General features: G+C 69.9%; 21 protein-coding genes and 1 pseudogene. 10 read left to right on the top strand and 12 right to left on the bottom strand.

The window, feature by feature from the left end; genetic code table 11:
• Positions 1-67: 67 nt before the first annotated feature.
• The 3 genes from ACPXB1_RS01790 to ACPXB1_RS01800 form a co-directional block, all read right to left on the bottom strand.
• On the bottom strand, positions 68-1,801 hold the full coding sequence (locus tag ACPXB1_RS01790; protein WP_355592524.1) for an ABC transporter ATP-binding protein: 1,734 nt from the start codon (positions 1,799-1,801) through the stop codon (positions 68-70).
• Positions 1,795-2,277 (bottom strand): MarR family winged helix-turn-helix transcriptional regulator, encoded by a 483-nt coding sequence (locus tag ACPXB1_RS01795; protein WP_355592522.1) that lies wholly within the window; start codon positions 2,275-2,277, stop codon positions 1,795-1,797. Before ACPXB1_RS01795 ends, ACPXB1_RS01790 begins: the two co-directional genes overlap by 7 nt.
• A 153-nt stretch (positions 2,278-2,430) precedes the next feature.
• Positions 2,431-2,919 carry a MarR family winged helix-turn-helix transcriptional regulator gene (locus tag ACPXB1_RS01800; protein ID WP_425734707.1) on the bottom strand — a complete coding sequence of 163 codons (489 nt, stop codon included), beginning with the start codon at positions 2,917-2,919 and terminating at the stop codon, positions 2,431-2,433.
• A 57-nt stretch (positions 2,920-2,976) separates the two neighbouring features.
• On the opposite strand from ACPXB1_RS01800, the pseudogene ACPXB1_RS01805 reads away from it, so the two are divergent.
• Positions 2,977-4,593, top strand: a pseudogene (locus tag ACPXB1_RS01805) (DHA2 family efflux MFS transporter permease subunit); the annotation flags it as partial.
• A 14-nt stretch (positions 4,594-4,607) separates the two neighbouring features.
• Here the strand turns inward: ACPXB1_RS01805 and ACPXB1_RS01810 are convergent.
• Positions 4,608-6,047: a GuaB1 family IMP dehydrogenase-related protein gene (locus tag ACPXB1_RS01810; protein ID WP_355592518.1), complete on the bottom strand. Its 1,440-nt coding sequence runs from the start codon at positions 6,045-6,047 to the stop codon at positions 4,608-4,610.
• Positions 6,048-6,185: 138 nt separating this feature from the next.
• On the bottom strand, positions 6,186-7,937 hold the full coding sequence (locus ACPXB1_RS01815; protein ID WP_355592516.1) for an acetyl/propionyl/methylcrotonyl-CoA carboxylase subunit alpha: 1,752 nt from the start codon (positions 7,935-7,937) through the stop codon (positions 6,186-6,188).
• Between the two features lie 148 nt (positions 7,938-8,085).
• Here ACPXB1_RS01815 and ACPXB1_RS01820 point away from each other — a divergent pair, with 148 nt between their 5' ends.
• From ACPXB1_RS01820 to ACPXB1_RS01830, 3 genes are all read left to right on the top strand, one after another.
• Positions 8,086-8,694 (top strand): PadR family transcriptional regulator, encoded by a 609-nt coding sequence (locus ACPXB1_RS01820; RefSeq protein WP_355592843.1) that lies wholly within the window; start codon positions 8,086-8,088, stop codon positions 8,692-8,694.
• Positions 8,695-8,817: 123 nt separating this feature from the next.
• Entirely contained in the window at positions 8,818-9,777 is a 960-nt protein-coding gene (locus ACPXB1_RS01825; RefSeq protein WP_355592514.1) for an ATP-binding cassette domain-containing protein, read from the top strand.
• An 18-nt stretch (positions 9,778-9,795) separates the two neighbouring features.
• The gene (locus ACPXB1_RS01830) at positions 9,796-10,551 is read left to right on the top strand and encodes an ABC transporter permease (RefSeq protein WP_053659366.1); all 756 of its coding nucleotides are present in this window, start codon (positions 9,796-9,798) and stop codon (positions 10,549-10,551) included.
• A gap of 68 nt (positions 10,552-10,619) precedes the next feature.
• Here the strand turns inward: ACPXB1_RS01830 and ACPXB1_RS01835 are convergent, their stop codons facing one another.
• The 5 genes from ACPXB1_RS01835 to ACPXB1_RS01855 form a co-directional block, all read right to left on the bottom strand.
• The gene (locus ACPXB1_RS01835) at positions 10,620-11,273 is read right to left on the bottom strand and encodes an O-methyltransferase (RefSeq protein ID WP_355592512.1); all 654 of its coding nucleotides are present in this window, start codon (positions 11,271-11,273) and stop codon (positions 10,620-10,622) included.
• Positions 11,270-12,031, bottom strand: coding sequence for a Maf family protein (locus tag ACPXB1_RS01840; RefSeq protein ID WP_425734708.1), 762 nt, complete (start codon positions 12,029-12,031; stop codon positions 11,270-11,272). The genes ACPXB1_RS01835 and ACPXB1_RS01840 overlap by 4 nt, the downstream gene beginning before the upstream one ends.
• A 164-nt stretch (positions 12,032-12,195) precedes the next feature.
• Positions 12,196-13,332: a S8 family serine peptidase gene (locus ACPXB1_RS01845; protein WP_425734709.1), complete on the bottom strand. Its 1,137-nt coding sequence runs from the start codon at positions 13,330-13,332 to the stop codon at positions 12,196-12,198.
• A 1,399-nt stretch (positions 13,333-14,731) separates the two neighbouring features.
• Positions 14,732-15,190: a hypothetical protein gene (locus ACPXB1_RS01850; protein WP_425734710.1), complete on the bottom strand. Its 459-nt coding sequence runs from the start codon at positions 15,188-15,190 to the stop codon at positions 14,732-14,734.
• An 85-nt stretch (positions 15,191-15,275) separates the two neighbouring features.
• A complete protein-coding gene (locus ACPXB1_RS01855; RefSeq protein WP_355592504.1) occupies positions 15,276-15,470 on the bottom strand; it encodes an acyl-CoA carboxylase subunit epsilon in 195 nt (64 codons plus the stop codon).
• A 90-nt stretch (positions 15,471-15,560) separates the two neighbouring features.
• Here ACPXB1_RS01855 and ACPXB1_RS01860 point away from each other — a divergent pair, with 90 nt between their 5' ends.
• Entirely contained in the window at positions 15,561-17,534 is a 1,974-nt protein-coding gene (locus ACPXB1_RS01860) for a serine/threonine-protein kinase (RefSeq protein WP_355592502.1), read from the top strand.
• Between the two features lie 87 nt (positions 17,535-17,621).
• Positions 17,622-17,852 (top strand): hypothetical protein, encoded by a 231-nt coding sequence (locus ACPXB1_RS01865; protein WP_355592500.1) that lies wholly within the window; start codon positions 17,622-17,624, stop codon positions 17,850-17,852.
• A 120-nt stretch (positions 17,853-17,972) separates the two neighbouring features.
• On the opposite strand, the gene ACPXB1_RS01870 is transcribed toward ACPXB1_RS01865, so the two are convergent.
• Positions 17,973-18,728, bottom strand: coding sequence for a GH25 family lysozyme (locus tag ACPXB1_RS01870; RefSeq protein WP_355592498.1), 756 nt, complete (start codon positions 18,726-18,728; stop codon positions 17,973-17,975).
• A gap of 180 nt (positions 18,729-18,908) precedes the next feature.
• On the opposite strand from ACPXB1_RS01870, the gene ACPXB1_RS01875 reads away from it, so the two are divergent.
• The 3 genes from ACPXB1_RS01875 to ACPXB1_RS01885 all read left to right on the top strand — a co-directional run bounded on the left by ACPXB1_RS01875 (position 18,909) and on the right by ACPXB1_RS01885 (position 21,118).
• Entirely contained in the window at positions 18,909-19,652 is a 744-nt protein-coding gene (locus tag ACPXB1_RS01875; RefSeq protein ID WP_355592496.1) for a M50 family metallopeptidase, read from the top strand.
• A 106-nt stretch (positions 19,653-19,758) separates the two neighbouring features.
• Positions 19,759-20,259 (top strand): sigma factor-like helix-turn-helix DNA-binding protein, encoded by a 501-nt coding sequence (locus tag ACPXB1_RS01880; RefSeq protein WP_053659387.1) that lies wholly within the window; start codon positions 19,759-19,761, stop codon positions 20,257-20,259.
• Positions 20,252-21,118, top strand: coding sequence for a hypothetical protein (locus ACPXB1_RS01885; RefSeq protein ID WP_355592494.1), 867 nt, complete (start codon positions 20,252-20,254; stop codon positions 21,116-21,118). Before ACPXB1_RS01880 ends, ACPXB1_RS01885 begins: the two co-directional genes overlap by 8 nt.
• 41 nt (positions 21,119-21,159) lie before the next feature.
• Here the strand turns inward: ACPXB1_RS01885 and ACPXB1_RS01890 are convergent, their stop codons facing one another.
• Entirely contained in the window at positions 21,160-22,743 is a 1,584-nt protein-coding gene (locus ACPXB1_RS01890; RefSeq protein ID WP_355592492.1) for an acyl-CoA carboxylase subunit beta, read from the bottom strand.
• A gap of 84 nt (positions 22,744-22,827) precedes the next feature.
• Here ACPXB1_RS01890 and ACPXB1_RS01895 point away from each other — a divergent pair, with 84 nt between their 5' ends.
• Positions 22,828-23,703 carry a biotin--[acetyl-CoA-carboxylase] ligase gene (locus ACPXB1_RS01895; RefSeq protein WP_355630139.1) on the top strand — a complete coding sequence of 292 codons (876 nt, stop codon included), beginning with the start codon at positions 22,828-22,830 and terminating at the stop codon, positions 23,701-23,703.
• Positions 23,704-23,852: the final 149 nt, after the last annotated feature.

Below are 23,852 nucleotides of genomic sequence, written 5' to 3' on the forward strand. Positions count from 1 at the left end.
GGCGTCCGTTCGTCGCCGGCCGGCTTCTGCGTGGGTACGGCCGAGGTCCGCGGCTCGTCGCGCTCGCTCATGCCGGCACCTCCGCCGTCTGCTGGGAGGCCACGATCTCGGCGTACGTCGGGCAGGTCTGCACCAACTCCGCATGTCGTCCCACTCCGACGACTCCTCCGTCCTCAAGAACGATGATCTGGTCGGCGTCGACGATCGTGGAGACCCGCTGGGCCACGATCACCACTGCGGACTGTGCGGTGACCGGGCGCAGGGCTGCCCGCAGACGCGCGTCGGTGCCGAGGTCGAGCGCGGAGAACGAGTCGTCGAAGAGGTAGATCTCCGGCTGGCGGACCAGCGCCCGGGCGATGGCCAGGCGTTGCCGCTGCCCACCGGAGACGGTGCTGCCGCCCTGGGCGATCGGGGCGTCCAGGCCGCCGGGCATCTGGGCCACGAACTCGCTGGCCTGGGCGATCTCCAGAGCCGCCCACAGCTCCTCGTCGGTGGCGTCTGGGTTGCCGTAGCGCAGGTTGCTGGCGACAGTGCCGGTGAACAGGTACGGCCGCTGTGGCACCAGGCCGATCCGTCGCCACAGCTCCTCGGGTGCCATCTCCCGTACGTCCACGCCGTCGACAAGTACCGCGCCGCCGGTGACGTCGACCAGGCGGGGGATGAGCGACAGCAGAGTCGTCTTGCCGGCGCCGGTGCTGCCGATGATCGCCGTGGTGGTGCCCGGGGTGGCCCGGAAGGAGATGTTCCGCAGCACCGGATCGACGGCGCCCGGGTACTGGAAGCGCACGTCGCGCAGCTCCAGTTCGGCCCGGGTGGGTAGTTCGGTGACCGGCTCGGCGGCGGGGACCACCGACGAGTCGGTGTCCAGCACCTCGATGATCCGCTCGGCGCAGACCGCCGCGCGGGGCACCATCATCATCATGAACGTGGCCATCATGACGGCCATCAGGATCTGCATCAGGTATTGCAGGAAGGCGGTGAGCGCGCCGACCTGGATGGCGTTGGCGTCCACCCGCTGCGCGCCGAACCACAGCACGGCCACGCTGGAGACGTTGAGCACCAGCATGACCACCGGGAAGATCATCGCCATCAGCCGGCCGGTACGCAGCGCGGTGGCTGTCAGATCGGCGTTCGCCACTGCGAAGCGATCCGTCTCGTACGGCTCACGGACGAACGCGCGAACCACCCGGATGCCGGTGATCTGCTCGCGCAGCACCCGGTTCACGGTGTCGATCCGGGTCTGCATGAGCCGGAAGCCCGGCACCATCCGGCGGATGATCGCGCTCAGCACGATTGCCAGGACCGGCACGCTTACCAGCATCAGCCAGGAGAGCCCGATGTCCTCGCGCAGCGCCATCACCACGCCGCCGACGCTCATGATCGGAGCGGCCACCAGCATTGTGCAGCTCATCAGCACGAGCATCTGCACCTGCTGCACGTCGTTGGTGTTGCGGGTGATCAGCGACGGCGCGCCGAACCGGGCCACCTCGCGGGCGGAGAAGCGGTTGACGTGGCCGAAGAGCCTGGCGCGGACGTCCCGGCCGAAGCCCATGGCGATCCGTGCGCCCAGGTAGACGGCGGCGATCGAGCAGACGATCTGGATCAGGCTGACCAACAGCATCCAGCCGCCGGTGCGCACGATGTAGTCGGTGTCGCCCCGGGCCACACCCTGGTCGATGATGTCCGCGTTGAGGCTGGGCAGGTAGAGCGAGGCCATGGTGCCCACGAACTGGAGCAGCACCACCGCCAGCAACGGTCGTCGGTAGGTGCCCAGTTGATCGCGTAGGAGTCGGATCAGCACGCCGGGTCCCCCGATCCGGTGATGTGCGCGGTCATCTGCGGATCGTCCGCGTTGGCGATGACCTCGATGAGGAACTCGCGGATCACCTGGGCCTTCGCCGGGTCGGCGTCGATGGAGGTGAGAGGACGTCCGGAGTGCATCAACGCGCTGAGCGCGGCCACCCGTTCCCGCCCGGCGGGGGTGATGGCGAGTCGGACGCTGCGCCTGTCGCTGTCGTCACGTTGCCGCTCGACCAGACCGTCGCGGGCAAGCGTGTCCACGATGCCGGTCAGGGTGGCCGGGCGGACGAAACACCGCTCGGCCACCTGCCGGTGCGGTAGCTCGCCATGTCGGGCGAGCGTCATCAGCGTCACCATGCCGGCCTGGGTGAGGCCGTGGTCCTCGGCGAGGTAGCGGTTCCACCGTTGCCCGACGAGGTGCCCGGCGACCACGAGCAGTCGGCCGAGCGGAGCGTCCTGGAGGGTCACGAGTTTCACCCAAGCAGGTTAGCTCCCTGATAGTCAGGGCCCAAACGAAATAGCCACACTGGTTCTCCGGTGCCGAGCCTCGCGTTCTCCGCTGCCGAGCCTCGCGACGCGGCCCGCGTGGTGCTGCGCCGCCTGTTCGACTGACCGCCCGAGCGTTTCGGGTCAGGGCTGCGGGCTGCCCGCCGGCTTGTCGACGGGGGCCGTGGCGACGTACTCCCGCATGACCTCGGTGACCGCACGCAGGAACTCGGTGGTTGCCGCCGCCTGCTCCGGGGTCAGCTTGCCCACGACCTGGTCCACCCCGACGAGCATCGGTCGCAGCGCCGCAAGCACCTCGCCGTAGGCGTGCTCGGTTACCTCCAGTGCGATGCGCCGCCTGTCGTGGGGGTGTGGCGCGCGGCGTACGTGCCCGGCCTGCACCAGACGGTCGACCACTGTGGTGGCCGATGCCGAGCGGATGCCCAATCGGTTGCCCAGTTCGACCGGACCGAGCGCCTCGGTGCTGGAAATCAGGTGGTCGATGGCCGCCGCGTCGGTGGTGCCGATCCCCAGTCTGCGGGCCAGCGCACCCCGGGTGTCGCTGGCTGCGCGGAGCAACTCGTGCAGCGCACGGGCCGTCTCGCTTGTCGGGGTTGACGGAGGCCGCGCCATGGGTAAAAGCTAGCAGCTCGGGTAGCTAGAAAATCTAGCTATTAGAAGGAGCGGGAAATGGCCGTGAACGGGCGCGGACGCTGGTGGGGGCTGTTCGCGATCAGCCTGGGCGTCGCGATGATCATCGTGGACGCGACGATCGTGAACGTCGCCGTCCCGCAGATCATCCGGGACCTCGACATCACCTCCACGGACGCGCAATGGGTCCAGGAGGCGTACACCCTGGTCTTCGCGGCTCTTCTGCTCGTCGCCGGTCGCTTCGCCGACCGGTCCGGACGCCGCCGGATGTTCGTGACCGGGGTCGTTGTCTTCGTGGTGGCAAGCGTGCTGGCCGCCCTGGCCGGCTCCGGCGAAACCCTGATCGCCTCCCGGGTGCTCCAGGGCGTCGGTGGCGCGATGATGCTGCCCACCTCGCTCTCCCTCCTGAACGCCAACTTCACCGGACGCGACAGGGGCATCGCCTTCGCCGTCTGGGGCTCCACCATCGGCGGCGCGGCAGCCCTCGGCCCGCTGCTGGGCGGCTGGCTGACCACCGAGTACTCGTGGCGCTGGGCGTTCGGCATCAACGTCCCGGTCGGCCTGGCCGTCGTCGTTGCGACCCTCGCACTGGTCGCCGAGTCCCGCGACGACCGCGCCGAACGGGGCGTCGACATCGTCGGCGCCCTGCTCTCCGTGATCGGCATGACCGGCGTCGTCTTCGCCCTCATCGAGGGCCGCACCTACGGCTGGTGGCAGCGGGAGAAGCCGTTCAGCCTCTTCGGGCTGGACTGGACCTTCGCAATCTCGCCCGTCCCCGTGGCCGGTCTGCTCGGCCTCGCGGCGCTCGCCGTCTTCCTCGGCCACCAGTTCCGCCGCAACCGCGCCGGCCGGCCCGCCCTGCTCGACCTGTCGCTGTTCGGCATCGGGTCGTTCCGCAACGGCGTGCTCGCCGCCGCCATCGTCAGCCTCGGCGAGTTCGGGCTGCTCTTCGCGCTGCCGCTGTGGTACCAGAACGTGCTCGGCTACAGCGCCTTCGCCACCGGCCTGGCGCTCCTGCCGCTCGCCGTCGGCAGCTTCCTCGCCAGCGGCATCGGCGCCCCACTCACCCAGCGACTCGGCGCCGCCCGGGTCGTCCAGCTCGGCGTCGCCGCCGAACTGGTAGGGGTCGCCGGCCTGGGGCTCGTCGTCGCGCCCGACACCCGCTGGTGGGCGCCGCTGGGCTTCCTCTTCGTCTACGGCATCGGCGTCGGCATGGCCACCGCGCAACTGACCGGAGTGTCGCTGTCCGAGGTGCCGTTGCAGCGCAGCGGGCAAGGCTCCGGCGTCCAGAGCACCGCCCGGCAGGTCGGCTCGGCGCTCGGCATCGCAGTGCTGGGCACCGTCCTGTTCGCCAGCCTCGGCAGCATCCTCGGCGACCGGCTTGCCGACCAGCCGGGGCTCGACGCCGCGCAGCGGGACCAGGTGGTCACTGCGGTGAAGGAGAGCGCCGGGGCCGCCATCGGGGGCCTTGCCGACGACCCGCGTACCGCACCGATCGCCGAGGAGGCGCGGATCGCCTTCTCCGACGCCACCCGGTACGCGGCCTTCGCCGCCGTAGGCTTCCTCCTGATCGGCCTGGTGGCCTGCGCCCGGCTGCCCCGTACCCGTCCCGACGAGGAGCCTCGCAACCGGCCTGAGGAGGCGGCCACCCCGGCACCCTGGCCGCAGCGCTACCAGCTCGTGGGCAGCGGCATTCCCTCGGTGAAGCCGGCGGCGCTCTGCACGCCGACGATCGCCCGCTCGTGGAACTGGGTCAGGTCCCGCGCGCCCGCATAGGTGAAGGCGCTGCGCACCCCGGCGATGATCTCGTCGATCAGGTCCTCGACGCCGGGCCGGGCCGGATCCAGATACATGCGGGCCGAGGAGATGCCCTCCTCGAACACAGCCTTGCGGGCCCGGTCGTACGCGCTGTCGTCGGCGGTACGGGCGCTTACCGCACGCGCCGAGGCCATCCCGAAGCTCTCCTTGTACCGCCGGCCGTCGGCCTCGGTGTACAGGTCACCGGGCGACTCGCAGGTGCCGGCGAACCACGAGCCGATCATCACGTTCGACGCGCCGGCCGCGAGTGCCAGCGCCACGTCGCGCGGGTGCCGTACGCCGCCGTCGGCCCAGACGTGCCGACCCAGCTCCCGGGCCGCCGCCGAGCAGTCGAGCACTGCGGAGAACTGCGGGCGCCCCACACCGGTCATCATCCGGGTCGTACACATGGCACCCGGCCCGACGCCGACCTTGATGATGTCGGCACCCGCCTCGACCAGGTCGCGTACCCCCTCGGCGGTGACCACGTTGCCGGCCGCCACCGGGACGCCCGGGTCCAGCTTCCGGACCGCCCGCAGCGCCGAGATCATCCGCTCCTGGTGGCCGTGCGCGGTGTCCACGACAAGCGTGTCCACCCCGGCCTCCAGCAGGGCGCGGGCCTTGCCGGTGACGTCCCCGTTGATCCCGACCGCCGCGGCGATGCGCAGCCGGCCCTTGGCGTCCACCGCAGGCGTGTAGAGGGTGGCGCGCAGCGCTCCCTGCCTGGTGAGCACCCCGACCAGGCGGCCGTCGGCGTCCACCACGGGGGCGAGGCGGCGACGGCCGGCGGAGAGCAGGTCGAAGCCGGTACGCGGGTCCGCGTCCGCCGGGACGGTGTGCAGCGCTGTGGACATCACGTGCCGCAGTTGGGCGAACCGGTCCACGCCCACGGTGTCCGCCTCGGTGACCACACCCAGCGGCCGTCCCGCTTCGTCGACAACGATCACCGCGCCGTGCGCACGCTTAGGCAGCAGGTGGATGGCGTCTCCGACGGTCTCGGTCGGGCCGAGGGTGATTGGCGTGTCGTAGACCAGGTGGCGCTGCTTGACCCACGCGACGACGTTCGCGACCACCTCGATCGGGATGTCCTGCGGGATCACGGTGATCGCGCCCCGCCGGGCCACCGTCTCGGCCATCCGCCGCCCGGCGACCGCCGTCATGTTCGACACCACGAGCGGAATGGTGGTGCCGGTGCCGTCGCCGGTGGACAGGTCGACGTCGAGCCGGGATCCGAGGTCGGAGCGGGCCGGCGCCATGAAGACGTCGGTGTAGGTCAGGTCGTGCGCGGGGGCCGCGCCGTGAAGGAAACGCACCCGGCCATCATTCCCGCCCCCGGCCACCCGCGCCCACGTCGGTGCCGCAAACCACTCCCGCGACGCGCTCCTCGCGGCTGGCCAAGCGTTAGGAAGGGCCCCTTCTTATGCACCAGGCGTTAATAAGGTGCCCTTCCTTCAGGCGATTGTGCAGATGGGTGCACCGGCGGTGATTACCGCGCCGACATCCGCGCTGAGCCCGCTGACAGTGCCCGCCTTGTGGGCGTGCAACGGCTGCTCCATCTTCATCGCCTCCAGCACCACGACCAGGTCACCCTCGGCCACGGTGTCGCCGTCCGCGACCGCGATCTTGACGATGGTGCCCTGCATGGGCGAGGTGAGCGCGTCGCCGCCGACCGCCGCGCCACCCTTGGCACCACCGCCACGCCGGGTCGGCTTGCGGGCTGCGGGCGCGGCTGCGGGCGTGCCCCCGCCGAAGCCTGCGGGGAGGCTCACCTCGAGGCGCTTGCCGCCCACCTCGACCACGACGGTCTCGCGTTCGGCCGGCGCCTCGGCGGCGCCGACGGCGGCGGCGAACGGCGGCACGGTGTTGTCGAACTCGGTCTCGATCCACCGGGTGTGCACGCTGAACGGCTCGGCGGTGAACGCCTCGTCGCGCACCACGAGCCGGTGGAACGGCAGAGCGGTGGCCATCCCGTCGAGCACCATCTCGTCAAGCGCGCGGCGGGCACGCTCCAGCGCCTCGGTCCGCGTCTCACCGGTGATGATCACCTTGGCGAGCAGCGAGTCGAAGTTGCCGCCGATCACGTCGCCGGCCGAGATGCCGGTGTCGACACGCACCCCTGGGCCGCTGGGCAGGCGCAGCGCGGTGACAGTGCCCGGGGCGGGCAGGAAGTTGCGGCCCGGGTCCTCGCCGTTGATCCGGAACTCGATCGAGTGCCCGCGCGGCGCCGGGTCCTCGGTGATCCGCAGCTTCTCGCCATCGGCGATGCGGAACTGCTCACGGACCAGGTCGATGCCTGCGGTCTCCTCGGTGACCGGGTGCTCGACCTGGAGCCGGGTGTTGACCTCCAGGAAGGAGATCGTGCCGTCCACGCCGACCAGGTATTCCACGGTGCCGGCACCGTGGTAGCCGGCCTCGCGGCAGATCGACTTGGCGCTGTCGTGGATCTGCGCCCGCTGGGCGTCGGTGAGGAACGGCGCGGGCGCCTCCTCGACGAGCTTCTGGTGGCGTCGCTGCAACGAGCAGTCCCGGGTGCCCACCACGATCACGTTGCCGTGCTGGTCCGCGAGGACCTGTGCCTCGACGTGCCGCGGCTTGTCCAGGTACCGCTCGACGAAGCACTCGCCCCGGCCGAACGCCGCGACCGCCTCCCGGGTGGCCGACTCGAAGAGCTGCGGGATCTCCTCCATGGTGCGGGCCACCTTGAGCCCGCGCCCGCCACCACCGAAGGCGGCCTTGATGGCGACCGGCAGGCCATGGTCGACGGCGAACGCCATCACCTCGTCGGGGCTGGCCACCGGGTCCGGCGTGCCAGGCACCAACGGAGCGCCCGCCCGCTGCGCGATGTGCCGCGCGGTGACCTTGTCGCCCAGGTCGCGGATCGCCTGCGGGGTGGGGCCGATCCAGGTGAGCCCGGCGTCGATGACCGCCTGGGCGAAGTCGGCGTTCTCACTGAGAAACCCATAACCCGGGTGTACGGCGTCAGCGCCGGCCCGTGCGGCGACGTCGAGCAGCTTGTCGATGCGCAGGTACGTGTCGGCGGCGCTGTCTCCGCCGAGGGCGTACGCCTCGTCGGCCAGAGTGGCGTGCAGGGCGTCGCGGTCGGAGTCCGCGTACACCGCGACACTGCTCAGGCCGGCGTCACGGCAGGCGCGGACAACCCGGACAGCGATCTCTCCGCGGTTGGCAATCAGTACCTTGCGCACCTTTGTGACTCCTCCCGGCAGGTTACTGACCGGGAGTTTAGCGGTCACGCAGGCAACCCTAACGGTCGCTCAGTGTGGGATGCCGCACTGTTGACCTAGGGCAGTAGTCAAACTTGTCTATTACGCTTATCGAGTGTCTGCGACTCGGATGATGATTCTCGGTCTGGTGCGGTGGATGCAGCCCGTGCACGGCTACGACGTGCGCCGTGAGCTGCTCAGCTGGAGCGCGGACAAGTGGGCCAACGTGCAGCCTGGGTCGATCTACCACGCACTGCGCAAACTCACCGAGGAGGGTCTGCTCAAGGCCGTCGCGACCGAGCAGGTCGGCGCTCGTCCGGCGCGGACCACGTACGAGGTGACCCCCAAGGGGGACGATGAGTTCGAGACGTTGCTGCGCAACCTCTGGTGGAACCTCAGCGAGCCGCCCGACCCCTTCACGGCGGCGTTCTCCTTCCTGCCGGCGATGCCCCGTTCCGAGGCGGCCGCGGCCCTGCGGAACCGGGCCAACCTCCTCCGCGCCAACGTCGCCTCGATGCGTGCCTCGCTCGACTCGGACTGGATTCGCAGCGCCAAGCCGGTGCACGTCACTTGGATGATGGAACTCTGGTCCGCCCGCGCGGAGGCGGAGATCGCCTGGTGCGAGCGGATCGCGGAACGTGTCGAGTCCGGAGTGTCGTACCTGCCTGCTGAGCTGGAGAACGCGGATGGTTGGCCGGGGTGGCGGGACGGCGAGGAGAGGCCCGCACCTAACGCGTAATAATCAACGTTGACTACAAAAGTTATATCGCGTTAACCTGCTGACGGCACAGCGGGGGAGTGCGCCGTCCGGCGTGGTCCCACTCGGCAGCCGGCTGACCGGCCCGAACGACCAGGAGCAGAAATGATCGAGACCAGGGGGCTGCGGAAGTCGTTCCGCTCCCGCGCGGGTCGAGAGACGAAGACGGTGGACGCCGTACGCGGTGTCGACCTCAAGGTCGCCGAGGGCGAGATCTTCGGCTTCCTCGGCCCCAACGGCGCTGGCAAGACCACCACCCTGCGGATGCTCGCCACGCTCATCGAGCCCGACGGCGGCGACGCCACAATCGCCGGCGCCGACCTGCGCAAATCTCCCGCCGAGGTGCGCCGCCGGATCGGCTACGTCCCGCAGGGCGGCAGCACCTGGGACGAGTCCACAGCCCGCGAGGAGCTGGTGCTGCACGCCCGGATGTACGGCATCAGCAAGGCCGACGCGCAGCAGCGCGCCGCCCGCGCCCTTGCCGCCTTCCAACTGACCGAGTACGCCGACCGCAAGTGCAAGACCTACTCCGGCGGCCAGCGACGGCGTGTGGAGATCGCGCTCGGCATCATCCACGAGCCGAAGATCGTCTTCCTGGACGAGCCGACCACCGGCCTCGATCCGCAGAGCCGCGCGCACATGTGGGACGAGATCCGGCGGCTGCGCGCCGACGGGATGACCGTCTTCATCACCACGCACTACCTCGACGAAGCCGACGCGCTCTGCGACCGCATCGCGATCATGGACAACGGCGAGGTCGTCGCCGAGGGCACCCCCGCCGAGCTCAAGCGCGAGATCTCCGGCGACGTGGTCCTTGTCGGTCTCGACCTGGCCGCCACACCGCAGGCCGCTCAGGCGCTCGACGGCGAGCCGTACGTCAACAAGCTGGAAACTGCCGACGAAGGCGGCCTGCGTCTCTACGTCGACGAGGGCGCCACCGTCATCCCGCAGGTGCTGCGCCGACTCGACCACGCCGGGTTGGAGCTGCGCTCGATCGAGCTGCACCGACCCAGCCTGGACGACGTCTTCCTGACCAAGACCGGCCGCTCGCTGCGCGAGTCCTGACCACCGGAGAGACGACTCATGAAACTCGCCCGTGACACGTGGCTGATCTTCGAGCGGCAGACCCAACTCCTGCTGCGCAACCCGGTCTGGGTCTTCGTCGGCGTGTTCCAGCCGGTGATGTACCTGCTGCTCTTCGCCCCGCTGCTCAAGCCGGCACTCAACGCGCCAACCCAGGCCGCCGCCTACAAGATCTTCGTACCGGGCCTGCTGGTGCTGCTTGCCATCTTCGGCGGCCTGTTCCAGGGCTTCGGCCTGATCGCCGAGCTGCGCGCCGGCATCATCGAACGCTCCCGGGTCACCCCGATCAGCCGGCTCGCCCTGCTGCTCGGTCGTTCGCTGCGCGACGTGGTCTCGCTCCTCGTGCAGGCAGTCATCATCACCCTGCTGGCGCTCCTGTTCGACCTGCGGGTGTTCATCGGTGACCTGCTGCTGGCGTACCTGATGCTCGCCCTGATCGCCCTCATGACCTCGGCCGTCTCGTACGGCGTCGCGCTCAAGGTCAAGAGCGAGGACGCCCTTGCCCCGCTGATGAACACGGTGGCGCAGCCCGTGCTGCTGCTCTCCGGAATCCTGCTGCCGCTGACCTTCGCACCCGGCTGGTTGCAGGGCATCGCCGACTGGAACCCGTTCTCCTGGGCGGTCGACGGCACCCGGGCGCTGTTCGCCGGTGACCTGGGCAGCGACAAGGTCTGGCAGGGCCTTGCCATCACCGCCGTACTCGCCGCCCTTGGCGTCTTCTGGGCGGCCCGCCAGTTCGCCCGCAGCGTCCGCTGACGCTCAGGTTCTCGGGGTGCCCTGTCGTTCGTTCGGGGCACCCCGATTGCCGCGTGGTGGTGCCTTCCTCAGTGCACCCGGGCGAGGGTCAGGCCGTCTGCGATCGGAAGCATCACCGGGTCCACCCGTACGTCGGCGAGGACCTCGTCGTTGAACGCGGCGATGGCCCGGTCGCTCTCGTCCTGCGGGGCGATCACCCGGCCGCCGCGCAGCACATTGTCCACAGCGATCACCCCGCCGGGGCGCATCCGCGGCACCAACTCCGCCCAGTAGACCGGGTACCCCGTCTTGTCCGCGTCGATGAACGCAAAGTCCAGGTGCCGTTCGTGCGGCAACTCCCGCAGCCGGTCTGCGGCCGGGCCGATCCGCAGGTCGATCCGGTCCTGCACGCCGGCCCGAGCCCAGTAACGCCGGGCGATGCCGGTGAACTCCTCGGAGATGTCGAAGCAGGTCAACCGGCCACCGTCGGGCAGACCCCGGGCGATCGCGAGGGACGACAGCCCTGTGAACGTGCCGACCTCGACCGCCTGCCGTACGTCGAGCAGCCTGGTCAGGAAGGTCAGGAACGCGGCCTGCTCCGGCGCTACCTGCATTGTCGCTTGGTCCGGCAGCACCGACCGGGTCTCCTCGGCCAGATCCCGGATGATCTCGTCGGGTGGGGCGCCGTGCGCGACCAGGTACGTGTGCAGCTCGTCGGTGAGCGGGATCGACTTGGTGGTCATGCCCGGACGTTACCGAGCGGCTCGACCGATTGACCGCCCGGCGCGACCTTTGTCCACAAGTCGGTGATCTGTAGGCCCAACTCGGCGAGAAGGCGACGCAGCAGCGGCATCGACAGGCCGACGACCGTTCCCGGATCACCCTCGATCCGCTCCACGAACGGCCCACCCAACCCGTCGATGGTGAACGCGCCGGCCACCGCCAGCGGCTCCCCACTGGCGACGTACGCGGCGATTTCGTCGTCGCTGATGTCCGCGAAGTGGACAGTCGTCGAAGCGACGGCCTCCGCGCGTCGCCCAGCCGCCACGTCGATCAGACAGTGCCCGCTGTGCAGTACACCGCTGCGCCCTCGCATCCGCTGCCAGCGTCGGGTGGCGTCCGCCGGATCCGCAGGCTTACCGAGGATCTCCCCGTCGAACGCGAGCACCGAGTCACAACCGATCACCAGTGTCCGTTGATCGGTGCCGGTGCCGGTGCCGGTGCCGGTGCCGGTGCTGGTGCTGGTGCCGGCGCTGAGGCCGGGGTCGGTGCCAGGGCTCGGGCTGGTGGGCGGGGTGGCCGGGCTCAGCCTGGTCAACACCGCCTGCGCCTTGAGGCGTGCCAGCTCCAGGCACAGGTCCTCAGCCCGGTCGGTCACCACCAGTGACTCGTCAACCCCGCTGACCAGCACATCCGGCTCAATACCGGCGGCCTGGAGTAACTTTCGGCGGGCAGGGCTAGCCGAAGCGAGCACAAGGCGGAGCGGCAGAGAATCAGACACCCGCCCGACGTTACCGCCTCCCCCCGCGCCGCCCGCACAGCCGACACGGTGCCAACCGCCGGCGCCAGCCCGCGAAACCCCTTGATCCACTCGGGCTCCTTGATATCGCGGTGTCTGGGGCTGTGGGATAGCCCGATTTCAAGGAACCCGAGTCGATCACCACGTCAGCGACTGATCCTCGGCGGCGGATCGTCGCCACGACGCCTGCGGCGCAGCACCAGCGCCCATCCGACACCGGCGGCCACGATCACGCCGAGAGTGACAAGCCCACGTACGGTCGCCGGGCCGTCATCACCCGGCTGGGCAACGGCCGTCGTACTCGCGCCGCCCTCGGCTGGAGCGCTCACCGATTCAAACCCCAGCGGGGGTACGTCTGCCGTCAGCGCTGCCACGAGGTCGATAACCCCGTACCCGTACTCGTCGTCCCGCCCGGGTGGACCCTTATCGATGGCGGTAGCGGTGAGCCGGTGCGCTACCTCCTGCGCGGGCAGGTGGGGATACTTCGACCTGATCAACGCCGCCGCCCCCGCGACAATCGCCGTCGCGTCAGAGGTGCCGGTGCCTTTGCGGTACTTGCCGTTGATGCTCGTACTGTAAATATCAACAGCCGGCGCAACAACATCAATCTCCGGCCCCGTTGTCGAGATACTGGCATGCATCCCATCGCGTCCAATGCCGCCGACTGCAATAACGGCGTCCGCTGACGCGGGGTAGCCGACAGCGCCATCCGGCGGTGTGTTGCCGACAGAAGCAACTAGCACTACATCAGCCGCGACTGCTGCTTCTATTGCGCGCTGCAGCGCAATCCCTGCCCCGCCCGTTGACGATATGCAAATCACGTCGGCCCCATGGCGCACTGCATAATCAATGCTTGCGGCAAGATCATCGGCCTCGCCTTGCCCGCCCTCAGGTGTGTCGCGAATGGGAAGGATCTTGGACTCGGGCGCTATTCCCAGGGCTCCCAAGTCAGCCCCTTGCCCATGGGCGGCTATCAGGCCAGCCATGCCAGTGCCATGGCTATTAGAGTCGTTTTTCCCGCTACCGTCTCCGCCGGAGATCACATCAATTCCGTCAAGAAGATTGTCGCGGAGGTCGGGGTGAGGTTGGACGCCGGTGTCAGGAACGGCAACAGTTACCCCTGCACCTCTGGCGATGCGCTGCGCTTCAGCTACATTCAAGTATGTCAGGTGCCATTGATCGGCTCTAACGCGCTTGGTTGAGCCGGGGTCGCTACCCGGCTCAAGGGCGTCGATTCCAGGCGGCGGTATTGCTGAAATGGCCAACGATAGGGCGGTAGCCATGATCCTTAGATGTGGTCGCCTGAATTGCATCACCGATTGAAGCCGATGGCAGGGCCGGGGTCCGGAGGGCCCGGCTCTTCAGCTGAGCGGACTATGGGGTCCACGCCGCGGCTAACCTCCCAAGGGTGGTCCGGATCCCATGCGCGCCGATCGTCCTCGTGTTCTTGCCTCAGGCGATCACGAGGAGAGCTTCCGCCCGCGTAGTTATTGTAATTGGGAGCGCCGCCGATAGGTGGCAGATGTGATCCGCCGACCACGCTCCGACCCGCGCCTGGGCGCGAGCCAGCCCCGCCGGTCGGTGTTGTTCCTGCCCCGCCACCACCTATTACGCCGCCAATCGGATTGACCTTTCGGGTCGGATTCCCTCCGGCGGCAGGTTGACCGAGTGCAGGTGCGCCACCGATGATGCCGTTAGGTGGCATAGATCGTGCTTGAGGGGTCGACGGAATGCGGGAGGCGTCGTTGGTCGGCTTGGCGGACGGCCATGCTAGCGGCCCGGATTTCCCAGGAGGTGGAACCAGTGGCCGGGCCGTCGAAGCACTTGGTAATGGAGCCGGCAGAAGCGCTTGGCCGGGAGTTGCGACGTTTAGCGGGCCTCCCTGGGGGACCGCATTCGTGGGCGCGGGCGTAGCGCCTACGCTAGCGGCGCCCAAAATTGGCCCAACGCCAGTGGCGCTCTGCACGGGCCTCGCGATTGTCGATGAGCGGGGCCGAGTTTGTTGTCCGACGTTGGTGGAGGTCGTCGGAACCGGCACAATCGGTGGAATTGTTGGAGCGATACCGGAATCGTAAGCATCTGGGCTTGAAGGATCCCGCCTTGATCGAGGCTGCGGTGGCGCTGGAGGTTTTTGGAGAGTGGCTTGGGCTTGTTGGAGTTCGCCGCTCAAGCTGAACATCATCGCCCGCGCCCGCACATTCAGCCGCTCCAGTTCCGCATCGGTCACCGGTGACTCGGTGGCCCGGTTGCCCATTACCGCTTTGGGGTCGGCGGCGATGGTCTCGAACGCCTGCTTCCGCTGGAGTTTGGCGGCGTACTCCTCGTGGATCTTGCGGAGCGCGGCGCGGGTGGTGCCGATGGCCTGGGTGGCGGCGGACAGCGCGGTGTAGTTGGCTGCTGCTGCGTCGTGGGTGTGCCGCACCTTGTCGATGAGTTCGTCGAGTTGGGCGAGGTACGTGCTGGAGGCGGCGCTGGTTTCGGGTGGCCAGGCTTCGGCGAGACCCCGGCGGTATTCCTGGAGCCGGCCGAGGTGGATCTGGGCGAGGTCGCAGACCTTGCGCCAGCCGGCGACCTGCTTCCAGTGGTTTGTGGTGTCGTGGTCCTGGAGGCACGCCCACATGCTGTTGACGTCCATCAGTTGCCAGTCGGTGAGGCCGGAGGTGCGGCCGCTGCCCCGTTCGATCACGGTAGGATCACCGGCTTCTGGCTGTCGGGGCCTGTGGGGTCGCTCAGTGTCGGTGTTCGGCTGCCGTGCAGGGCGGTGCTCGGGTCGGCGAGGGCTCGCTGGACGTCCGAGGCGCGTGCTGCGGAGAAGGCGTCGGAGTCGGCGTACTGCGTGGCGACCCGGTCGGCGACGGCGGCGAGGTGGCCGGTGGCGCCCCGGACGGCGTACACCATGTCGGTGGTGGCCTGCTGCGTCTCGTGGTGGGCTTGCAGGAAGGTGACCAGTTCGACGAAGGCGTCGCAGGGGTTCGGCACTGTCGCGGACATGTCGTCGGCGATGTACGACAGGTGGGGCGCGTAGTTGCGGTGGACCTCAGCGGCGAGCCGGTCGGCGAAGTCCCGGAGCTGTCGGATGTCGGCCTCGATGCCGCCGTAGTTGCGCAGCCAGGGCGCTGGCGCGTCTTCTTCGGGGATCATCGATCCTCCCTACCGTCACGGCACCGTTTCCCTGAGTGAGATTAACGGCTCCGCTCGCCCCTGGCAGCCCCGCCAGGCGACCGTGTCAGCGGGGGAGGCCGGCGGTGCGCCACGTGGTGCGGGCGGCCGGGCGTCCGCTGTGTGCCCAGGCGGACGTGGCCACCGGCGGAGGGGTGGCGGACGGGCGGGAGCGGACGATGATCGCCCCCACCAGGGCGGCCAGTTCCTCGGCGGTGGGCACGCCGCGGACGACCCGGAACAGTGGCTGGTCGGCAGACATGCCGCCAGGGTACGCGGCCCGAAGTCACCTGATGCGCACAGTGGCGTGCCGGCGGTGTGAGCGTCGGCGGGTCCGGGTACCGTCACACCGATGTCGAACGCGCTTCCCCAACTCGTCGCTGACCGATACCGGCTTCTATCGCCGCTCGGCCAGGGCGGCATGGGCCGGGTGTGGAAGGCGCGCGACGAGGTGTTGCACCGGGACGTCGCGATCAAGGAGTTGGTGCCGCCGCCGGGCCTCACCGACGAGGAACGCCGCGAGATGCGGGAGCGTTCGTTGCGCGAGGCGCGGGCGATCGCCCGGCTCAACCACGCCAACGTGGTGCGCATTTTCGACGTGCTGCGCACGGATGGCGATCCGTGGATCGTCATGGAGTATGTGGCGTCGAAGTCGTTGCAGGACACTCTCGCCGAGGACGGCCCTGTCACGCCGGCCCGCGCGGTCGAGATCGGGCTCGGCGTCCTGGGTGCGCTCAACGCGGCCCACAAGGCGGGCGTCATGCACCGCGACGTCAAGCCCGGCAACGTGCTGCTCGGTGACGACGGGCGGGTCGTGTTGACCGATTTCGGTCTCGCCACCATCCCGGGCGACCCCAACGTCACCCGCACCGGAATGGTGCTCGGTTCACCTGCGTACATCTCTCCGGAACGCGCCCGGGAGGGCACCGCCGGGCCGGAGGCCGACCTGTGGTCGTTGGGCGCGACGCTGTATGCGGCGGTGGAGGGCAAGTCGCCGTACGCGCGGCCGTCGGCAATCGCCACGCTGGCCGCGCTGGCCACCGAGCCGATGCCGCCGCCGAAGAACGCCGGCCCGCTCAAGCCGGTGCTCAACGGGCTGCTGCGCAAGGACCCGAACGAGCGGATCACCGCCGAGGTCGCGGAGCGGATGCTGCGCCGCGCCGGCGGCAGGCGGTCGCGCGGGATCTCACTGCTTGATGGCGTACGCCGGCCGGGGCCGAACGGTCCGCGCGAGCCGCGCCCGCCGCACGTGCCGGTGCCCCGGCCCGCCGAGGCCACCGCGGACAGGTCGGTTCCGCCGCCGGTCGCCGCCGCCACGTCCGTCGCCGCGGCCCCCGCCGAGGCCGCGCCGACTGCGACCGTGTCGTCCGGTGCGGATGCCGAGCCGACCGCGCTGGTGCCGGCCGAGCCGACTGCGAAGATCGACGGCACGGCTACGTCCGACGCGGACCCGACCGCGAAGGTCGCGGCCGCGAGCGACAACACCGGTGACGGTACGACGAAGGGCGACGACGAGCCGACGGCCGTCGACGGCGCGGCGGTGGCGCCGGAGCAGCGTAAGCCGCCGTCCACGCCGACGTCGGTCATGCCCTCGGCCAGCCCGGCGGGGCGGGCCACGGTGCCGCCGTCGACAGGTGCGAAGCCGAACAACACCCGACGCAACGTGCTGATCGGGGCCGTGGTGGCCCTCCTGCTGATCGGTCTCGCGGTGATCGTGCCGAGACTGGGCGGGGGCGACGACCCGGACACCCCGCAGGCCGGCCAGACCGGCGATGCCGCGACGACCGCTCCGGCGCCGACGTCCGCTCCCGCCGTACCCCCGCCGACCACCGGCGCGCCCAGTCCGACGGCGTCGGCCACGCCCTCGGCCGACCCGAACGCCCTGCCGGCGGGCTGGAAGCTGCACAGGGGGCCGACCTTCTCCATCCCGCTTCCGCCCGGCTGGAGCGGCCGTCAGACCAGCTCGGACACGGTCGTCTTCAACCAGTCCGGCGGGCCTGGCAAGATGCTGGTCCAGTGGACCCCCAGCCCGAAGAAGGACGCGGTCGTCGACTGGAGGGGCCAGGAACCGTACCGTCGGAATCTGGTCAGCAACTACCAGTTGGTGGGCAGCATCAAGGCCTGCGACTGGTATCGGACCTGCGCCGACTGGGAGTGGTTGGAGACCCGGGACAACACCCGTATCCACGTGCGCAACCGGGGCTTCGTAACCGCCAGCAACCGGGGCTACGCCATCCGGTGGGAGATCGCGGAGAAGGACTGGCAGGCCAACCTCGCCAACTTCGACCAGATCGTCAAGGGCTTCGAGCCCGACCGGGTCAACTGACCCGCGTTCCGCACCTGCGCGAACCTCTCTCGCATGTTCTTGCGTCGTTCGGGGTATCTGACCTTCGACGACGGAAGGAGGCGCGACATGGGTCACCGACGGAGGGACGCCCGGCCCCGGCTGGCACTGTGGATGCTCGTCGCGCTCGGCGACGCGGTTCTGCTGCTGGTCAGCGTGGGAATGCCGGTCCTCGTCGCGCTGCTCGGCGTCGTGACAGTGGCCGCATGTGGGGTGGCTGCGTGGCGGCTCAGCCGCCGGGCCGCCCTGGCCCGTGAGGACGCACCTGTGGTGCCGGCGATGAGCCGGCGGCGAGCCTGACCTGATACTGGCGAAAATGGCGGCAGCGGGACCGACTGTCAACCGTGTGGTGACAGCCGATCCCGCTGCCGCCAACCGCCTCCCCAGGCGAGTTCAGGCGGATCAGGCGGACTGACCCGGTCAGGCCGTGTTGTTGGCCAGCGCGATCAGTCGGCTCCGGTCACCGTTCCAGTAGTTGCGGTCCACGTTGCCGCTGATCCCGGAGACGGCGCCGGTGCTGGTGTACTGCCAGAAGCTCCACACTGGAGCGCCGGCCGGCAGTGTTCCCGGCGCGCTCGCCCAGCGGGCCAGCCACAGCGGGTGGTTGCCCCACGGGCCGGACCAACTGCCTGTGCACTGGTTCCACCAGCTCGTGGTGGTGTAGATGACCGCGTACCGGCCGGTGCGGGCGCGGTAGGTGTTCAGGAAGTCCTGCACCCAGTTGCGCATCGCTGTGGTGCTGAGGCCGTAGCAGTAGCCGCCGCTGTACGGGTTGCCCTCGATGTCCAGCGCGGCCGGCAGGGTGCGGCTGTCCGCCGACCACGCGCCGCCGTTGGAGGCCAGGTAGTTGGCCTGGGTCGAGCCGGCGGAGATGTTCGGGCGGGCGAAGTGGTACGCCCCGCGGATCACCCCCGCGTTGTACGCGTTGACGTAGTTCGCGTTGAAGTTCGGGTCCTTGTAGCTCGTACCCTCGGTCGCCTTGATGAACGCGAACTGGATGCCGGCGTTGCGGACGCTTGTCCAGTTGATGGAGCCCTGGTAGCGGGACACGTCGATGCCGGGCGTGGTTGCCGCGGCCGCCGGTCCGGCGGTCGCGACCAGAGCCGTCGCCGCGGTGGCGAGGACGGTGAGGCTGGCCGCGAGCACGCGGCGCAGCGGTGATCTGGTACGGGCCATGAGTGCCTCCAATGGACGCAGCTATTGATGCCCATCTTTGGAGCTAAGTGCCCTAGATCGCAAGACCCGTAGAAGAAACTTTCATCGACGGCGCAGTGCGCCCCGTTGACGGCAGCCCTGCACCGTACGAGCCGGTGGCCGGGAATCGACACCGGAACGCCGCCGGTAGGCTCGCGCCCCATGATGTCGATCGACGGACTGGGCGAGAAGTGGGACACGCTGTTCGGCGCGCAGCCGGACCCGCCCCCACTGCTGGTGCTGATCACCGCCGCCGTCGCGCTGGTGGTGGTGTCGACGCGGCTGCCGTGGCGGATCGCCCGTAACGCCATCACCATCGCGCACGAGGGCGGGCACGCGCTCGTCGCCCTGCTCACCGGCCGGAAGCTGCACGGCATCCGGCTGCACTCGGACACCTCCGGGCTGACGCTGTCCGCCGGCCGTCCCACCGGACCAGGAATGATCCTCACCCTGCTCGCCGGTTACGTCGCCCCGCCGCTTGTCGGGCTGGCTGGCGCCTGGCTGCTCGGCGGCAACCGGATCACACTGCTGCTCTGGGTCGCGGTGGTGCTGCTGCTCGCCATGCTTGTCATGATCCGCAACGCTTTCGGCGTGGTGTCGCTGCTGGTCACCGGCGCAGTGGTGTTCGCCGTCTCCTGGTACGCCACTCCGCAGGTGCAGGCCGCGTTCGCGTACGCCGGGGTGTGGTTCCTGCTGCTCGGCGGCGTTCGGCCGGTGGTGGAGCTGCAGCGGCTGCGGTCGCGCGGCCGGATGCCCGCCTCGGACGCCGACCAGCTCGCCGGACTGACCCCGTTTCCGGCCCTCTTCTGGGTCGGCGTCTTCGCACTCGTCAACCTCGCCGCCCTGGTAGCCGGGGCCCTGCTGCTCGCCGGCCCGATCCTCACCGACGCAGGTCTGACCATCTGACCCGTTTCCCGGGAAAGAGTGGCCGGGGCAGATGGTCGGCTGGCCAGGGCAACCGATCGACCTCCCCGACGCGTGTTCCCTGCGACCGACACGGGGAGGTAGCGGGGTGCCGGACGTCGACGGGTTCGACGAGTTCTACCGCGGAAGCCGGCAACGGCTGCTCGGTTTCGTCTACGCGCTGACCGGGGACCGGGTCGAGGCGCAGGACGCCGTGCAGGAGGCGTACATCCGTGCCTGGCAGCGCTGGTCGACCGTCGGCAGGTATGACGACCCCGAAGCGTGGGTACGTGTGGTGGCCAGCCGGGTCGCGGTCAGCCGGTGGCGCAGCCTGCGCAGCCGCGCCCGCGCGTACCTGCGGCACGGGGCCGTCGAAGCCGTCCCCGGGCCGGGCACCGACACCGTCGAGGTGGTCGCCGCCCTGCGCCGGCTGCCCGAGGAGCAACGCACCGCCATCGCGCTGTACTACCTGGTCGGCATGCCCGTCGCCGACGTGGCCCGGGAAACCGAGGCCCCGGTGGGCACCGTCAAGGCCCGACTCTCCCGGGGGCGCGCCGCGCTCGCCGGCCTGCTCGCCGTCTCTGACCTGGAGGAGGCAACCGATGCGTGACGACATGACATTCGTCGAACGGGTCCACCGGGACCTGAACGACGTGCGGTGGGCGGAGCCGCAGGAGATCCGTGCCCGGGCCCGGCGGCGCAGCCGGCGTACGGCCGCGCTGGCGGCGGTCGCGGTGCTCGCGGCGGTGACCGGCCCGGCGTACGCACTGACGGTCCGGACGACGACACCGGCCGAGACGGCGGTGCCGATACCCTCCGGAACCATTGCCAGCGCGGGGGACATCCCACAGGAGTCGCTGCTGACGCCGAGCGAGGTTCCCGTCGTCACCGGTGTGCAGCTCGGCGACGCAGGCCTCGGCGAGGTCGTCCGGCTGGACCCGATGCTGCAACGGTGCGGCGACGACCGCGGCGTGCCGGAGGTGCGCGCGTACTCCCGCTACTCGCGGTCGCAGACCCTGCTGTCACCGAGCACCGACGGCGGCGGGCCGGTGCGAGCGGAGCTGAGCCAGGACGTCTACCGGCTCGACCCGGCCGAAAGCGGCCAGCTCTTCGTCCAGCTGAGGGCACTGCTCGACGCCTGCCGCAAGTGGCACTACGCCGGGTCCATAATGGTCGACGGCGAGACGATGCCGGCCGAGATCGCCCACTCCTGGGAGACGGCGGCGAGTAACTTCGCCGGCGACGAGTCGATCCTGATGCGGCACGTGCCATCCGCCCCGCTCGGCCCGCCCGCCGGAAGGAAGCTGCGGCCCGGCGGACGGGTCGACACCACCCTCGTGCTCCGGGTGGGCGACCTGGTCACGGTGCTGGTGCCCGGCATCAACCTGAGCCTGAGCGACACGGATCTCAAGGCACTCGGCCGGGCCGCCGCCAAGCGGATGTGCGGCGCCGCAGTCCCCTCCTGCTGACCGGGGCCGCCCCTGACCACGGCCAGGGGCGGCTCGACGGGTCAGAGGGGGATGTTTCCGTGCTTCTTCGGCGGAAGGGTCTCGCGCTTGGTACGCAGGACGCGCAGCGCCCGGACGATCTGCGTACGCGTCTCGTGCGGCGGGATCACCGCGTCGATGTAGCCACGCTCGGCGGCCACGTACGGGTTGGCAAGGGTGTCCTCGTACTCCGCGATCTTCTCGGCCCGGACCGCCGCCGGGTCCTCGGCACCGGCCAGGTCCGACCGGTAGAGGATGTTCACCGCGCCCTGCGCTCCCATCACCGCGATCTGCGCGGTCGGCCAGGCGAAGTTCAGGTCCGCGCCCAGGTGCTTGGAACCCATCACGTCGTACGCGCCGCCGTACGCCTTGCGGGTGATCACGGTGACCTTGGGAACTGTCGCCTCGGCGTACGCGTAGATGAGTTTCGCGCCGCGGCGGATGATGCCGTCCCACTCCTGGCCGGTGCCCGGCAGGAAGCCGGGAACGTCCACGAAGGTAAGCACCGGGATGTTGAACGCGTCGCAGGTGCGGACGAACCGGGCGGCCTTCTCCGAGGCGGCGATGTCCAAGGTGCCGGCGAAGTGCATCGGCTGGTTGGCAACCACGCCGACCGGGCGCCCCTCGACGCGGCCGTAGCCGACAACGATGTTCTGCGCGTAGAGCGGCTGGACCTCCAGGAACTCCCCGTCGTCGAGGACGTGCTCGATGACCTTCTGGATGTCGTAGGGCTGGTTTGCCGAGTCCGGGATCAGCGTGTCCAGTTCCCGGTCCTCGTCGCTGATCTCCAGCGAGGCGGGGGCCTCGACAACCACCGGCTCGTCGAGGTTGTTCGACGGCAGGTACGACAGCAGCGCCTTGACGTAGTCGATCGCGTCGTCCTCGTCGGAGGCGAGGTAGTGCGCGTTGCCGCTGCGCGAGTTGTGCGTGCGCGCCCCGCCCAACTCCTCCATGCCGACGTCCTCGCCGGTCACCGTCTTGATCACGTCCGGGCCGGTGATGAACATGTGCGAGGTCTGATCGACCATCACAGTGAAGTCGGTGACAGCGGGGGAGTAGACGGCGCCGCCGGCGCAGGGCCCCATCACCAGCGAGATCTGCGGGATGACGCCGGAGGCCCGGACGTTGCGGAAGAAGATCTCGCCGTACAGGCCGAGCGAGACCACGCCCTCCTGGATGCGCGCCCCGCCGGAGTCGTTGATGCCGACCACCGGGCAGCCGATCTTCATGGCGAGGTCCATCACCTTGACGATCTTCTCGCCGAAGACTTCACCGAGCGAGCCACCGAAGACAGTGAAGTCCTGGGCGAAGACGCACACCTGCCGGCCGTCGACGGTGCCGTAGCCGGTGACCACACCGTCGCCGTACGGCCGGCTCTTGTCCAGCCCGAAGGCGGTGGAGCGGTGGCGGGCCAGCTCGTCAAGCTCGACGAAGGAGCCCTCGTCGAGCAGCATCTCGATCCGCTCGCGGGCGGTCTTCTTGCCCCGCGCGTGCTGCTTCTCGACCGCGCGAGCCGACCCGGCGTGCACCGCCTCGTCGACCCGGCGCTCCAGGTCCGCCAGCTTGCCCGCCGTGCTGTGGATGTTGGTCCCGGTCTCGGTAGTCACCCTGGGAATATAACGATGGTTAAGGGCAATGCGGCTGTGCAGTACGCCTCACTGTCGGCGCTGCCAGCGCCGTAGGCTGGCGGGATGCCCGGCTCCCCGTACACCGATCTGGACCGCCCGCCGCTGTCGGCGGCCCGGCTGCGGCGCGCGCTTGTCGCGCCGCACGGCCCGTGGGCCAGGCTGGAACTGCGCACCGAGACGGGCTCCACGAACGCCGACGTGGCCGAGGCGGCGGCGGCCGGCGAGCCGGAGGGTCTGGTCGTGGTCGCCGAGCGGCAGACCGCCGGGCGCGGTCGCCGCGGCCGGGTGTGGCAGTCGCCGGCGCGAGCGGGGATCGCCACGAGCGTGCTGCTGCGGCCCGGGGATGCCGTGCCGGACCGCGGTTGGCCTGCGGTGCCGACCACGGGGTACGGGTGGCTGCCGCTGCTGGCCGGCGTCGCGCTTGTCGAGGCGGTGGCCCGACTGGCCGAGCTGGAGGCCGCTCTGAAGTGGCCGAACGACCTGCTGATCGGCGACTCGAAGTGCGCAGGGGTGCTTGCCGAGGCGGTGCCGGGAGGTGCGCCCGCCCAGCCGCCGGCAATCGTGCTCGGCATGGGCCTCAACGTGACGTTGCGCGCCGACGAGTTGCCGGTGAACCCGACCGGGCTGCCCGCGACCTCGCTGCAACTGTCCGGCGCGGCGGCCACCGACCGGGACCCGTTGCTGAGGGCACTGCTGCGGGCGCTCGCCGACTGGTACGCCCGTTGGCGTTCCGCTGGCGGAGACGCCGTGGCCAGCGGGTTGCGCGACGCCTACCTGGCGTCCTGCGCCACAGTCGGCCGCGAGGTGCGCGTGCTGCTCCCCAACGGCGACGAGCTGACCGGCACCGCAACAGGAGTGGACCCAGGAGGCCAGCTCCTGCTGACCACCCCCGCCGGCCTCCGAGCAATAGCCGCAGGAGACGTCCTTCACGTGCGCTAGCTCCCCTTCGCCGCGATCTTGCAGTTGCTGTCGGGCGGAACGGGCGAAGGCCGCGAAACGGCGACCGAAAGTGCAAGATCGCGCAGACTTCGGGTGGGCCGCGTGGCGGATGTTGTCGGAGGCCCTGGGGGGTTTACCGTCTGCGCGGC

Source organism: Micromonospora sp. DT68 (assembly GCF_049847245.1).
Lineage (GTDB): Bacteria > Actinomycetota > Actinomycetes > Mycobacteriales > Micromonosporaceae > Micromonospora > Micromonospora profundi.

What these genes read in the sequence shown, in the direction of transcription:
- ACPXB1_RS01835 (WP_355592512.1), bottom strand. Translation starts at nt 11,273, where the DNA reads ATGACCACCAAGTCGATCCCGCTCACCGACGAGCTGCACACGTACCTG.
- ACPXB1_RS01800 (WP_425734707.1), bottom strand. Translation starts at nt 2,919, where the DNA reads ATGGCGCGGCCTCCGTCAACCCCGACAAGCGAGACGGCCCGTGCGCTG.
- ACPXB1_RS01850 (WP_425734710.1), bottom strand. Translation starts at nt 15,190, where the DNA reads ATGATCCCCGAAGAAGACGCGCCAGCGCCCTGGCTGCGCAACTACGGC.
- ACPXB1_RS01865 (WP_355592500.1), top strand. Translation starts at nt 17,622, where the DNA reads ATGGGTCACCGACGGAGGGACGCCCGGCCCCGGCTGGCACTGTGGATG.
- ACPXB1_RS01885 (WP_355592494.1), top strand. Translation starts at nt 20,252, where the DNA reads ATGCGTGACGACATGACATTCGTCGAACGGGTCCACCGGGACCTGAAC.
- ACPXB1_RS01875 (WP_355592496.1), top strand. Translation starts at nt 18,909, where the DNA reads ATGATGTCGATCGACGGACTGGGCGAGAAGTGGGACACGCTGTTCGGC.
- ACPXB1_RS01830 (WP_053659366.1), top strand. Translation starts at nt 9,796, where the DNA reads ATGAAACTCGCCCGTGACACGTGGCTGATCTTCGAGCGGCAGACCCAA.
- ACPXB1_RS01860 (WP_355592502.1), top strand. Translation starts at nt 15,561, where the DNA reads ATGTCGAACGCGCTTCCCCAACTCGTCGCTGACCGATACCGGCTTCTA.
- ACPXB1_RS01845 (WP_425734709.1), bottom strand. Translation starts at nt 13,332, where the DNA reads ATGGCTACCGCCCTATCGTTGGCCATTTCAGCAATACCGCCGCCTGGA.
- ACPXB1_RS01855 (WP_355592504.1), bottom strand. Translation starts at nt 15,470, where the DNA reads ATGTCTGCCGACCAGCCACTGTTCCGGGTCGTCCGCGGCGTGCCCACC.
- ACPXB1_RS01895 (WP_355630139.1), top strand. Translation starts at nt 22,828, where the DNA reads ATGCCCGGCTCCCCGTACACCGATCTGGACCGCCCGCCGCTGTCGGCG.
- ACPXB1_RS01870 (WP_355592498.1), bottom strand. Translation starts at nt 18,728, where the DNA reads ATGGCCCGTACCAGATCACCGCTGCGCCGCGTGCTCGCGGCCAGCCTC.
- ACPXB1_RS01825 (WP_355592514.1), top strand. Translation starts at nt 8,818, where the DNA reads ATGATCGAGACCAGGGGGCTGCGGAAGTCGTTCCGCTCCCGCGCGGGT.
- ACPXB1_RS01820 (WP_355592843.1), top strand. Translation starts at nt 8,086, where the DNA reads ATGATGATTCTCGGTCTGGTGCGGTGGATGCAGCCCGTGCACGGCTAC.